The 12,886-nt window shown below is 73.6% G+C and carries 7 protein-coding genes; 2 read left to right on the top strand and 5 right to left on the bottom strand.

Annotation, left to right across the window (positions count from 1 at the left end; all coding sequences use genetic code 11):
- Positions 1–114 precede the first annotated feature (114 nt).
- The 3 genes from J5Y04_RS10355 to J5Y04_RS10345 all read right to left on the bottom strand — a co-directional run bounded on the left by J5Y04_RS10355 (position 115) and on the right by J5Y04_RS10345 (position 5,110).
- Positions 115–1,548, bottom strand: coding sequence for a glycosyltransferase family 39 protein (locus tag J5Y04_RS10355; protein WP_307853041.1), 1,434 nt, complete (start codon positions 1,546–1,548; stop codon positions 115–117).
- 226 nt (positions 1,549–1,774) lie between these two features.
- Positions 1,775–3,697, bottom strand: a complete 1,923-nt coding sequence (dxs, locus tag J5Y04_RS10350) for a 1-deoxy-D-xylulose-5-phosphate synthase (protein WP_209411661.1) — start codon at positions 3,695–3,697, stop codon at positions 1,775–1,777.
- A 210-nt stretch (positions 3,698–3,907) separates the two neighbouring features.
- Positions 3,908–5,110 (bottom strand): ROK family transcriptional regulator, encoded by a 1,203-nt coding sequence (locus J5Y04_RS10345; protein ID WP_209411660.1) that lies wholly within the window; start codon positions 5,108–5,110, stop codon positions 3,908–3,910.
- Between the two features lie 581 nt (positions 5,111–5,691).
- On the opposite strand from J5Y04_RS10345, the gene J5Y04_RS10340 reads away from it, so the two are divergent.
- Together J5Y04_RS10340 and pepN are read left to right on the top strand one after the other, a co-directional pair.
- Positions 5,692–7,413, top strand: coding sequence for a PQQ-binding-like beta-propeller repeat protein (locus J5Y04_RS10340; protein WP_209411659.1), 1,722 nt, complete (start codon positions 5,692–5,694; stop codon positions 7,411–7,413).
- Between the two features lie 157 nt (positions 7,414–7,570).
- Positions 7,571–10,162 carry an aminopeptidase N gene (gene pepN / locus J5Y04_RS10335; RefSeq protein WP_209411658.1) on the top strand — a complete coding sequence of 864 codons (2,592 nt, stop codon included), beginning with the start codon at positions 7,571–7,573 and terminating at the stop codon, positions 10,160–10,162.
- A 126-nt stretch (positions 10,163–10,288) separates the two neighbouring features.
- Here pepN and J5Y04_RS10330 read toward each other — a convergent pair whose 3' ends face one another.
- Together J5Y04_RS10330 and malQ are read right to left on the bottom strand one after the other, a co-directional pair.
- The gene (locus J5Y04_RS10330; protein ID WP_209411657.1) at positions 10,289–10,519 is read right to left on the bottom strand and encodes a hypothetical protein; all 231 of its coding nucleotides are present in this window, start codon (positions 10,517–10,519) and stop codon (positions 10,289–10,291) included.
- 10 nt (positions 10,520–10,529) lie between these two features.
- Positions 10,530–12,653 (bottom strand): 4-alpha-glucanotransferase, encoded by a 2,124-nt coding sequence (gene malQ / locus J5Y04_RS10325; protein ID WP_374105986.1) that lies wholly within the window; start codon positions 12,651–12,653, stop codon positions 10,530–10,532.
- Positions 12,654–12,886 lie beyond the last annotated feature (233 nt).

Raw genomic sequence — 12,886 nt, 5'->3', positions numbered from 1 at the left:
AGTGACGCAGGAGCCCCGGTGACCGTGGAGGTCACCGGGGCTCCTGCGTGTCCGCGGGCGGGCCGTGCAGCCGGTGCTGGCCGTCCGGCCGGGGCCGGGCCCGGTCGGCGGGCCTCAGCGCTTGAGGCGGTAGACCACGGTGTCAGCGAAGACGCCGACCATCTCGTAGTGGGTGTCCAGCAGGTTCTCGATCCGCGGGATCTGGGTCGGCTGGTACGGAGCCAGGCCCGAGTCGTCCACCACGACCTCCGGGAGGCCGTTGGCGAGCAGCTCCTTGTCGAAGGTCTGCCAGGCGTCGCTGACGCTGTACTTCTCGCCGACGTTGGGGCTGCTGTCCTTGCCGCCGCTGTAGTTGGTCAGGAACCCGGCCGTCAGGTAGCGGGTGGCCGGCTTGCGGTCGGCCAGCCAGTACAGCTCCGGGTGCATGCCCCAGACCAGCACGGTGTCCTTCGGCGTGGTCTGCGCGGCGACCGCGGTGGCGACCTCGGTGGTCTGGTTGAGCCGCTCGCCGGGCCAGGCCAGCGCCAGCGCCCAGAACACGGTGGCGGCGGCCGTCGTGTACACCAGGACGGGCTTCCAGCGGACCGCCGAGGTGGCCACCGCGCCGGTGCCGAGCAGTACCAGCGGGGGGATCAGCTGGAGGTAGTAGTGGCCGAAGAAGTGGAAGCCGACGCTGACCGCGACCACCGAGGAGAGCAGCCAGACCCAGAGGTCGGCGGTGGAACCGTGCTCCTCCCCGGCGACCGGGAGCGGGCGGTGGCGGTACTTCAGCCAGAGCCGTCGGCCGACCGGCAGCAGGAAGCCCAGGCCGGCCCCGGCCAGGATCGCCGAGTTGCCGAGCGCCCGGCCGGTCATCTGCAGCCAGGCACCGCCGAACGAGGCGTAGTCGCCGCTGCCGGTGACCACCCAGAACAGGAAGCCCTTGGGCTTGGTGAGGATCACCGCGACCAGCGCTATCGGCAGGGTGAACCCGAAGCCGATCTTGAACAGGGCCGGCGGCCACCGGACGCCGCGCCGGCGGGCGTCCTGGAACAGCATCCAGAGCACCGGCAGCAGCACCGCGCCGCCGGTCTGCTTGGTCAGCGAGCAGAGTGCCACCGCGATCCCGGCGGCCAGCCAGCGGCGCCGCTCGGCGTACCGGAAGGCCGCCACCATGGCGGGCAGCATGAAGACCTCGAAGGTGGCCGCCTGGGTGTCCTCCGGGGAGAGCCCGATGGAGACCAGCAGGTACAGCAGGCCCGCACCGGCGCCCGCCCGGTTGCCCCAGCGGCCGCGGGCGATCGAGGCCAGCAGGACGGCGGTGCCCAGGTGCGCGACGACCGCCAGGGTGCGCAGCGGCCAGAGCGAGGCCGAGCCGAAGACGGCGAAGCAGGCCTGGTAGAGCCAGGGCAGCAGCGGCGGCTTGCGGTCGACCACGGTGTCGTAGAGCACGCCCCCGTCGGCCAGCATCCGGGCCTGGGTGGCCAGGAAGCCCTCGTCGGGGCTCCAGACCGGCCGGACGAACGAGGGGATGTGGGTGGCGAGCGCCACCAGGGCCAGCACCGGCACCAGCCTCGTCCAATATCCAGTACGGACGTGGTCGGGCAGGCGCTCGGCTAGCCCGGCGAGGCGGGATCGGGTGGGGGTCGGCACGGATGACAACCTACCGGGCGGGATCGGCGCGGGCAGCGCCGGTCCCGCCTTTCCTTGCGATTATCAGCCTGCCCCGGGCGAACTGTTGCGGACTTGTCGCAAACGGGCGCCGCGGGGCGGGCCGGGGGTGCCGGGGCCGGTCTCAGGCCTCGACGGTGGCCACGTCCAGCTTGGCGAGCCGGGCGACCAGCGCGGTCACCTGGCGGGCGATGTCCGGGGCGTTGAGGCCGATCTCGGCGAGGATCTCGCCCCGCGAGGCGTGGTCCAGGAACTCCTGCGGGATGCCGAAGTCGCGCAGCGGGACGTCCACCTCGGCGTCGCGCAGCGCCTGCGCGACCGCGGCGCCGACGCCGCCGACCCGGCCGTTGTCCTCGATCGTGACGACCGCCCGGTGCTCGGCGGCCAGGCCCGGCAGGGCCTCGTCCACCGGCTTGACCCAGCGCGGGTCCACCACGGTGGCGGTGATGCCCTGGGCGGCCAGCAGGTCGGCCACCTCCAGGCTGGTGGGGGCCATCGCACCGACCGAGACGATCAGCACGTCGGCGCGGCGGCCGTCGGCCTGCTCCGCGGCCTCGGGGGCCTCCCGCAGCACGTCCATGCCGCCGATCCGGCCCACCGCGGCGACGGCGGGGCCGACCGTGCCCTTGGAGTAGCGGACCACCGTGGGGGCGTCCTTGACCTCGACGGCCTCGCGCAGCTGGGCGCGCACCTGGTCGGCGTCGCGCGGGGCGGCCAGCCGCAGGCCGGGGATGACCTGGAGGATCGACATGTCCCACATGCCGTTGTGCGAGGCGCCGTCGGTGCCGGTGACACCGGCCCGGTCCAGGACGAACGTGACCCCGAGCCTGTGGAGGGCGACGTCCATCAGGACCTGGTCGAACGCGCGGTTCAGGAAGGTGGCGTAGACCGCGAAGACCGGGTGCAGCCCGTTGGTGGCCAGGCCGGCCGCGCTGGTGACGGCGTGCTGCTCGGCGATGCCGACGTCGAAGATGCGGTCGGGGAAGGCCTTCGCGAACGGGGCCAGGCCGACGGGGTGGAGCATCGCGGCGGTGATGGCGACGATGTCCTCGCGCTCGTGGCCGAGCGCGACCATCTCCTCGCCGAAGACGGACGTCCAGTCCTTGCCCGAGCTCTTGACCGGCAGGCCGGTGTCCGGGTGGATCACGCCGACCGCGTGGAAGCGGTCCTCCTCGTTGTTCTCGGCGGCGTGGTAGCCGCGGCCCTTCTCGGTCAGGCAGTGCACGATCACCGGCCCGCCGAAGCCGCGCGCCTTGGTGAAGGCCGACTCCAGCGCGGTGAGGTCGTGGCCGTCGATCGGGCCGATGTACTTGAGGCCGAGGTCCTCGAACATGCCCTGCGGGGCGATGAAGTCCTTGAGGCCCTTCTTGGCACCGTGCAGGGTCTCGAACAGCTGCTGGCCGACCACCGGGGTGCGCTGCAGCGCGTCCTTGCCCCAGGACAGGAAGCGCTCGTAGCCCTGGGTGGTGCGCAGCGTCGCGAGGTGGTTGGCCAGGCCGCCGATGGTCGGCGAGTAGGAGCGCTCGTTGTCGTTGACGACGATGACGACCGGCAGGTCCTTGGCGTCGGCGATGTTGTTGAGCGCCTCCCAGGCCATGCCGCCGGTGAGCGCGCCGTCGCCGATCACGGCCACGACCGGGTCGTTCTTGCCCTGGATCCGGTTGGCCTTGGCCAGGCCGTCCGCGTACGAGAGCACGGTGGAGGCGTGCGAGTTCTCGATCACGTCGTGCTCGGACTCGGCCCGGGACGGGTAGCCGGAGAGGCCGCCCTTCATCTTCAGCCGGGAGAAGTCCTGGCGGCCGGTGAGCAGCTTGTGCACGTAGCTCTGGTGGCCGGTGTCGAAGATGATGCGGTCGCGCGGCGAGTCGAACACCCGGTGCAGCGCGACGGTCAGCTCCACGACGCCGAGGTTCGGGCCGAGGTGGCCGCCCGTCTTGGAGACCTCCGTCACCAGGAAGGTCCGGATCTCCTCGGCCAGGGTGGCCAGCTGTCCGGGAGTGAGCTTGTCGAGATCGCGCGGTCCCCGAATGCGGGTCAGCAGGGCCACCCGTTCCTCCTCGTTCAAAGTCGCGGACCGCGGGCGGTCCGACGGGCGTCGCTGCCCGGTGTGCCGGCGCGGTCCGACTGTCTCGGTCGGTGCCGACCGGTCGAGTCTAATGTCCGCCTACCGGACGCCGAGCGGGGTGCCCGCCACCATCGGCCGGTAACCGCCGGTACGGGTGCGCCGACGGCCTCGGACGTCCCTCTGGCCGGGCACTCACGGTCGGGCGACGGACGCCTGTACGGACCGGCCCAGCGCGCTGGAGTCGTCCATCTCGCTCATCACCAGCGCCAGCGCGCCCAGCACCTCGGCCCGGCCGCCCAGTGTGCCCGGCACCACCGACAGCTGGCGGGCCGCGCTCGGGATGGCGTAGCGGGCCACCGAGTCGCGGATCGGGGCCAGCACCAGCTCGCCGGCGTCGGCGAGGTCGCCGCCGAGGATCACCCGGCGGGGGTTGAGCAGGTTGCAGAGGGTGGCGACCCCGGTGCCGATCTGCCGGCCCGCGTCGGCGATGACCCGGCGGCAGCCCAGGTCGCCCTGGTGCGCCAGCTCGACCAGCCGGGGCAGCGTGAGGTCCGGGCCGAGGGTGGTGGAGAGCAGGCCCAGCAGGTAGCGGGAGCCGACGAAGGTCTCCAGGCAGCCCCTGTTGCCGCAGCGGCAGACCGGGCCCGCCTCGTCCAGGGTGATGTGCCCGATCTCACCGGCGGTGCCGCCCGGGCCTCGGTAGATCTGGCCGTTGACCACCAGGCCGGCGCCGACGCCGCTGGCCACCTTGATGTAGGCGAGGTCGCTCAGGCCGCGGCCCGCGCCCCAGACCAGCTCGCCCAGCGCGCCCAGGTTCGCGTCGTTGTCCACGTGCACCGGCATGCCGAGACGGGCGGCCAGCTCGCGGCCGGGGGCGATGCCCGTCCAGCCGGGCAGGATCGCGGTGGAGCCGAGCGCGCCGGTCTCCACGTCGATCGGGCCGGGGACGCCCAGGCCCACCCCGATCACCTTGTCCGGGCGGAAGCCGGCCTGGGCCAGGAGCCGCTCGACCAGCGCCTCGGCGCGGTCGAAGCCCTGGGCCGCGGAGACGTCCACGTCGATCGGCGCGCTCTCCTCGGCGAGCACCCGGTGCGCGAGGTTGCCGACGGCGACCCGGAGGTGGGTGTGGCCGAAATCGATGCCCACCACGATGCCGGCGTCACCGCTGAGCGAGACGCTGCGGGCACGGCGGCCGCCGGAGGAGGTGTCGGCGACCACGACGGTGCCGCTCTCCTTGAGCTCCCGGACGATGTTGGACACGGTGGCCGCGGAGAGCCCGGTGCCGCGGGCGATCTCGGCCTGGGTCAGCGAGCCGGCCATCCGTACCGCCCGGAGCACGCGCTCCAGGTTCGCCCGGTGCAGCGAGGACTGCGAGCCCGGTGTGTCCGTCGACATGATCCACCCTCCCAAGGGCGAGGGAACCCCTCCGCCGGGCGCTCCCTCCAACTCCTGAAGCGTAGGCCCTGAAGGGGGTCGGGGGTGCGGCGACCGGCGACGCGGGCGGAACAGCGGGTGACGGGGAGGCGGCGCGGGGGCGTCGGAAGGGGTGCGGTCCGCGGCGGCGCGGGGGCGTCGGAAGGGGTGCGGTCCGCGGCGGCGCGGGGGCGGCCGGGAGTGCGACGGGCCGGGCCGGGCTGCGCCCGGAGGGGGCCCGGCGGCGACACGCCGGGGCGCGGGCGGAACGGGGGCGGCGGGACACGCGGCAGCTCAGGGGCGCGGCGCGCGGGGTTCGGGGCTCCTGAAGCAGGGCCAAAACGGGCCACCCGTACGATGGTGCCCAATCTCACCCGTCCCACCGGCCTCGGACGTGACCCGGCCGGGGGACGCTTTCAGACATGACGGGGAATCAGATGGCAGGGGATCACCCTACGCCGGGGGCAGGCGACTCGTCCGGCGGCGGACACCAGGACAACCGGGGAGTCTCGCTGGGGCGCACGCCCGGCGGAGCACCGGACCCGGCCGCCGTGGCGGACCAGATGACACAGCTCGACGGGGCACCGATCCCCGGCCAGGCCGCACCGGCCGCGCCGGCCGCGCCTCCCGGCCAGCCCCCGGCCCAGCCGCCGGCACCGGGCAGTGACTACGCCTACGCGCCCACCGCCGCTGCCTTCCCCGCGCAGGGCACGCCCCAGCCCCCGGCGGGCGCGCCGGTCGGCCCGTACGACCCGGCCCCGGGCCAGCCCTCGTTCGGCGGCACCGGCGCCGGACAGCAGTACGGCTACACCGCCCCGCCGGCCGCCGACGGCGGCTACGCCTACCAGCAGCAGCAGGCCGGGTACAGCTACCCGGGCGCGCCGGTGCCGACGGCGCCCAAGCAGCGCAACCCGGTGATGCTCTGGGGCGGCATCATCGGCGGCGTGCTGGCGATCGCCATCGTCGCCGGCCTGATCGTGCTGTTCACCGACAACCCCGACGACCCGAAGACCCCCACCGCCGACAACGGCGGCACCAGCAGCACCGCGGGCGGTGTCACCGGCGGCACCTCCGGCGGTACCACCACCGACCCCACCACCGGCGGCACGACCGGTGGCGGCAAGGCCGGCGCCTACAACCTCGCCTGGACCGCCGCCAAGCCGGCCAACGCGGCGAGCGGCTCGCAGATGCTCGGCATCTGGGGCGCCGACAAGACCATCGTGCGCGCCGACAGCTCCGGCATCCGCGGCCTCAACTCGGCCGACGGCAAGGAGCTGTGGACGATCGCCCCGCCGGCCGGCAGCAAGGAGTTCTGCGCCGCCTCGTACGGGGTGAACTCCAAGCACATCGCCGCGGTCGCGCTCAACACCGGTGACAGCGACTGCTCCACCGTCGGCGCGGTCGACGTCAGCACCGGCAAGCTGCTCTGGACGGCCAAGGTCAGCCAGGACCGGATGTCCTCGCCCACCCTGACCGTCACCGAGAAGGTCATCGGCATCGGCGCCAACATGGTCGGCGCGGTGAACATCAGCGACGGCTCGCCGGCCTGGCAGTTCCAGCCGCGCGAGAAGGACTGCAGCGTCTACGGCAAGGCGGCCGGCGCCCAGATCGCCGTCAGCGACCGCTGCTACGGCCTCAACACCACCACCAAGTCGCAGCTGGTGCTGGTCGACGCGGACACCGGCAAGACCACCAGCTCCGCGCCGATCCCCCTGACCGGCAGCATCGAGCGGGTCGACAAGGTCGTCTCGGACCAGCCGCTCGTCCTGCTGGTCACCAACGGCCCGAACGGCGACTACATCCTGCCGTTCGACAAGAGCAACAAGCCGATGAACCCGATGTCGGTCAAGGAGCCGGGCGCCGACAGCCTGCGCCTCTCCGGCCAGGCCGACGCGTTCACCCAGAGCGTGGTGAGCGGGACGACGCTGTACGTCCAGACCAACCCCACCAAGCCGGCCGTCAACGCCTACGACCTGACCAGCGGCAAGCGGCTCTGGTCGGCCACCGGCGGCGCCACCGACGGCATCCGCCTGGTCTCCGGCACCGACAAGGACGGCAAGGTCCGCGCCGTGCTGGACATGGGCTACAACAAGGACTCCAAGCTGGTGACGCTCTCGCCGGCCGACGGTTCGGCGAGCGAGCTCGGCAACCTCACCCAGAACAAGGCCGCCGACTCCGTCTACGCCAGCTCCACCGAGTACGTGGTGCAGTCCGACGGCTCGCTGTTCGGCTTCGCCCGCAGCTCCAGCTCGGAGAACCCGGTGATCAAGTACGTCAAGAAGTGACGCGTCGGCCTTGAGGGGCTGACCACCCGTCGGCACGACCGGGCGGGGCGGAGCGGGCCGACCGGCCCGTCCCGCCCCGCCCGCGCTTTTTCCCCCGGCCCGGGCGTCGGGACATGGGAGGATGCGAGGCATCAAGCCTGACGAAGGAGTCCTGCGAGTGCCCGGCACCAACCTGACGCGTGAGGAGGCCCGCACCCGGGCCGACCTCCTGCGCGTGGACGCGTACGACATCGAGCTCGACCTCGGCTCGGCCCGCGAGGGAGGCACCTTCCGGTCCACCACAGTGGTCCGGTTCACCGCCCGCACCCCCGGCGCGGCCACCTTCATCGACCTGGTCGCCCCGAGCGTCGAGGAGATCACGCTCAACGGCGAGCGGCTCGACAACGCCAACTTCGCCGACAGCCGGATCGCGCTGCCGAACCTGGCGGCCGAGAACGAGCTGCGGGTCGTCGCCGACTGCGCCTACACCAACACCGGCGAGGGCCTGCACCGGTTCGTCGACCCGGTGGACGGCGAGACCTACCTGTACACCCAGTTCGAGGTGCCGGACGCCCGCCGGGTCTTCGCCTCCTTCGAGCAGCCCGACCTCAAGGCCGCGTTCACCTTCACCGTGACCGCGCCCAAGGGCTGGGTCGTCGTCTCCAACTCCCCCACCCCGTCCCCGGAGGGCGAGGGGGACACCCAGGTCTGGAGGTTCGAGCCCACCGGCCGGATCTCCAGCTACATCACCGCGCTCGTCGCGGGCCCGTACGTCGGTGTCTTCGACGCCTACGAGAACGGCGACCAGAAGGTGCCGCTGGGCGTCTACTGCCGCCCCTCGCTGCGCGAGTTCCTGGACGCCGAGGCGATCTTCGAGGTCACCAAGCAGGGTTTCGACTACTTCCAGGAGAAGTTCGACTACCCGTACCCGTTCGCCAAGTACGACCAGCTCTTCGTCCCGGAGTTCAACGCCGGCGCGATGGAGAACGCGGGTGCCGTCACCCTGCGCGACCAGTACGTGTTCCGCTCCAAGGTGACCGACGCCGCGTACGAGTCGCGGGCCGCGACCATCCTGCACGAGCTGGCCCACATGTGGTTCGGCGACCTCGTCACCATGGAGTGGTGGAACGACCTCTGGCTGAACGAGTCGTTCGCCACCTTCGCCGAGGCCGTCTGCCAGGCCGAGGCGCCCGGCTCGAAGTGGCCGCACTCGTGGACCACCTTCGCCAACCAGATGAAGACCTGGGCGTACCGGCAGGACCAGCTGCCGTCCACCCACCCGATCATGGCCGAGATCAACGACCTGGAGGACGTCCAGGTCAACTTCGACGGCATCACCTACGCCAAGGGCGCCTCGGTGCTCAAGCAGCTGGTGGCGTACGTCGGCCAGGACGCCTTCTTCCAGGGCGTGCGGGCCTACTTCAAGCAGCACGCCTGGGGCAACACCCGCCTCGGCGACCTGCTCGGCGCCCTGGAGAAGTCCAGCGGACGCGATCTCAAGGCCTGGTCCAAGGCCTGGCTGGAGACGGCCGGCATCAACGTGCTGCGCCCCGCGCTCACCCTCAACAGCGACGGCGAGATCGAGTCCTTCGCCGTCCTCCAGGAGGCCCCCGCGCTGCCGGCCGGCGCCAAGGGCGAGGCGGTGCTCCGCCCGCACCGGATCGCCATCGGCCTGTACGAGCTGGTCGACGGCTCGCTGGTCCGCACCGACCGGATCGAGCTGGACGTCGACGGCCCGCGCACCGAGGTGCCCGAGCTGGTCGGCCGGCACCGCCCGGCCGTCATCCTGCTCAACGACGACGACCTCTCCTACGCCAAGGTCCGCCTGGACGAGGACTCGCTGGCCGTCGTCACCGAGCACCTCGGCGGCTTCGCCGACTCGCTGCCGCGCGCGCTGTGCTGGGCCTCCGCCTGGGACATGACCCGCGACGGCGAGCTGGCCGCCCGCGACTACCTGTCGCTCGCCGTCTCCGGCCTCGGCCGGGAGTCCGACATCGGCGTCGTCCAGTCGGTGCACCGCCAGGTCAAGCTCGCCCTCGACGCCTACGCCGACCCGGCCTGGCGCGAGCAGGGCCTGGCCCGCTGGGCCGAGGCCGCCGAGGCGCAGCTGCGCGCCGCCGAGCCCGGCAGCGACCACCAGCTGGCCTGGGCCCGCGCGCTGGCCTCCGTCGCCCGCACCGAGGGTCAGCTCGGCCTGCTGGCCGGCCTGCTGGACGGTTCGGTCGAGCTGAAGGGCCTGGCCGTCGACACCGAGCTGCGCTGGACCCTGCTCGGCCGGCTCTCCGCCACCGGGCGTGCCGACGAGGCCGCCGTCGTGGCCGAGCTGGAGCGCGACAACACCGCGGCCGGCCAGGAGCACGCCGCCACCTGCCGCGCGTCCCGGCCGACCGCCGAGGCCAAGGCGGAGGCCTGGGCCTCCGTGGTGGAGTCGGACAAGCTCACCAACTACGTCCAGGAGGCCGTGATCGTCGGCTTCCAGCAGGCCGACCAGCGTGAGCTGCTGGCGCCGTTCACCGCGAAGTACTTCGCGGCGGTCAAGGGCATCTGGGAGACCCGCAGCCACGAGATCTCGCAGCAGATCATCGTCGGCCTGTACCCGGCGCTCCAGGTCGAGCAGGCCACGCTGGACGCCACCGACGCCTGGCTGGCCTCGGCCGACCCGGCGCCGGCGCTGCGGCGGCAGGTCGTCGAGGCGCGCGCCGGGATCGAGCGTGCGCTGAAGGCCCAGGTGGCCGACCGGGCGGCGGGCGCCCGGGCGCTCGGGCACTGACGCCCTCCGGGGCCGGGGGCCTGCGGGCTCCCGGCCCCGGAACGTGCAGGAACGCCCGAGGGGGCGCCGGACGTGGTGTCCGGCGCCCCCTCGGGCGTCGTACGGGGCTGGGGTGGAAGGCCCGCGCTACTTCTTCTTGGCCTTGCTGCCCCACGGCATCCCGGCCAGGGCCGCGATGATCACGAAGGACCCGATCGGGATCAGCACGTACAGGCCGAGGATCTGGGCGACACTCAGGCCGGTTCCCGGGTCGTCGCCGTCGTCCCGGGTGAGGGCCATGGCGGGCGACGACAGCAGCATCATCAGCGTGACCGTTGCGGTGACCGCGCCGGCTCGCAAAGCGTTCCTCTTGTCCACGTTCCCCAACTTACCCGCCTCTTACGTCGCGGCGCTCGGCGGGGTCGGCCTTTCGGGACCCCTCACCAGGGCCCCTCGCCAGGACCCCGGCGAGCGCGCGGGCCGCCCCGTCCGCGGCGATCGCGTCCAGCGTGACCGGTGTCCCGGCGCCGTCGGCGACCGGCAGCCGCCAGTTCGGGTACTGGTCCCAGGTCCCGGGCAGGTTCTGCGGGCGCGGATCGCCCACCAGGTCCGGCAGCCAGACGCCGACCAGCTCCGCCGGGGTGGCCCGCAGGAACCGGTACAGCGCCTGTGCGGAGAGCGGCTCGCCCTCGGCCAGCAGGCCCAGCCGGGCCAGCTCGGCCCGCCAGTCGGCCAGCTCGGCCGCCGCCTCCGCCTGCTCCTCTCCGAGCGTGCGGGCCAGCAGCCCCAGCCGGTGGCGCAGCTCGACGTGCTCGCCGGACAGCCGGGCCGCCGTGCTCGGCAGGTCATGGGTGGTCAGGGTGGCCAGGCTGCCCGGCCGCCAGCGCTCCGGTGCGAGGACCTCGCCCTTCGACTGCCAGTCCCGCTCGAACCAGAGCACCGACGTGCCGAGGATGCCGCGCGCCGCCAGCTCCTCCCGGACCCCCGGCTCCACGGTGCCCAGGTCCTCGCCGATCACCGCCGTCCCCGCCCGGTGCGCCTCCAGGGCCAGCACGCCGAGCATCGCCTCGGCGTCGTAGCGGACGTACGCGCCCTCGGTCGGCGCGTGGCCCTCCGGCACCCACCAGAGCCGGAACAGGCCCATCACGTGGTCGATCCGGATCGCGCCCGCGTGCCGGGCCGCCGAGCGGAGCAGCTCCGCGAACGGGGCGTAGCCGGCCGCGGCGAGCGCGTCCGGGCGCCAGGGCGGCAGGCCCCAGTCCTGGCCGTGGGCGTTGAAGGCGTCCGGCGGGGCCCCGGTCGAGATGCCGGCGGCGAGGAAGTCCTGGAGCGCCCAGGCGTCGGCACCGTCCGGGTGGACGCCGACGGCGAGGTCGTGGATCAGGCCGACCGGCATGCCGGCGGTGCGGGCGGCCTGCTGGGCGTGGGCGAGCTGCTGGTCGACCTGCCAGGCCAGCCAGCGGTGGAACTCCACCGCCTCCGCGTGCCCCTCGGCGGCCAGCGTGACGTGGGGGCTCTCCGGGTGGCGCAGGCCCTTCGGCCAGGCGTGCCGGTCGGCGCCGTGCACCTCGGCGAGGGCGTTCCAGAGGGCGTACCGCTCCAGCCACCCGCCCTCCCGGGCCCGGTACGCCTGGTAAGCGGCCTCCCGGCCGGCGCCGCGCGGGACCTCGTGCAGCAGCTCCAGGGCGCGGCGCTTGAGCGCCCAGACCGCGTCCCGGTCGATCAGGCCGTCGTGGCCCAGCACCTCGGTGCGCAGCCGGGCGGCGCGGCGGCCCAGCTCCTCGGCCTCGGCGCGCTGCTCGCCCGTCAGGTAGGCGTACTCGGGCACCGCCTCGACCCGCAGGTGGACGGGGTCGGCGAAGCGGCGGGACGAGGGGCGGTAGGGGGACGGGTCGGAGGGGGTCGCGGGAAGGCCCGCGTGCAGTGGGTTGATCTGCACGAACCCGGCGCCGAGGCCTCCGGCCCACTGGGTGAGCTCGGCGAGGTCGCCGAGGTCGCCCATGCCCCAGGAGCGGTCGGAGAGGACGGAGTACAGCTGGGCGAGGAAGCCCCAGCTGCGGCCCGGCAGCTGCGGCAGCCGCTCCGGCGCCACGATCAGGTGGACGCGCTGCTCCTCCCCCGCCGTCTGCGCCCTCAGCGTGTGCCGGCCGAGCGGCAGGTCCGCCGGCAGCCAGTGCGAGTGCCCGCGCGGCAGCTCCCAGGCCCCGCCGTCCTCCAGCTCGACGCTCAGCCGCACGTCGGCCGGCACGTCCAGCGCCGTCCGCCGCCCGGCCCGCACCACCACGGTCGGCGGCAGCAACCGCGTGCGCTGCCCGGCCCGGTGACGCTCCAGCGCCTCCCGCGCCGCCTCCGGCGTCCTCGCCTCCACCCCCAGCGCGGCCAGCACCGCGACCAGTGTCCGCGCCCCCACCGGCACGCCCCCGGGGCCGTACCGGGTGTCCACCCCGTACGCCTGCGCCAACGCCACCAGCTCGGGCGGCGGAGGGGGCGCGTCCTGCGCCGGCACCTCCAGGCCGTCGGCTCCGTCACGGTCGAGATAAGCGGCCACTCGCGGCTCCTGCGATGCTCGGCAAAGCCCGGTCAGAACAGCCACAGTCCTACCCGCGTGACGACCCGGTCACCCGGCGCGACACGGCGCGGGGGCAACGTGTCGCACCGGGGGGTGCCGCCGGGCCCGTGCCGGAGTCGGAGCCGGCCCGGCCGGGCCTACGAGATCACAAACGCCACAAACCAGGCATAGCCGTC

Origin of the sequence: Kitasatospora sp. RG8 (assembly GCF_017813315.1) — a bacterium.
In the GTDB taxonomy this organism is placed as follows: Bacteria; Actinomycetota; Actinomycetes; order Streptomycetales; family Streptomycetaceae; genus Kitasatospora.
The sequence above is the reverse complement of the archived record's forward strand: the minus strand, read 5'-3'. Positions and strand labels throughout refer to the sequence as shown.

Coding starts and splice junctions, on each gene's coding strand:
- J5Y04_RS10345 (WP_209411660.1), bottom strand. CDS start 5,110: ATGTCGACGGACACACCGGGCTCGCAGTCCTCGCTGCACCGGGCGAAC.
- J5Y04_RS10340 (WP_209411659.1), top strand. CDS start 5,692: ATGACACAGCTCGACGGGGCACCGATCCCCGGCCAGGCCGCACCGGCC.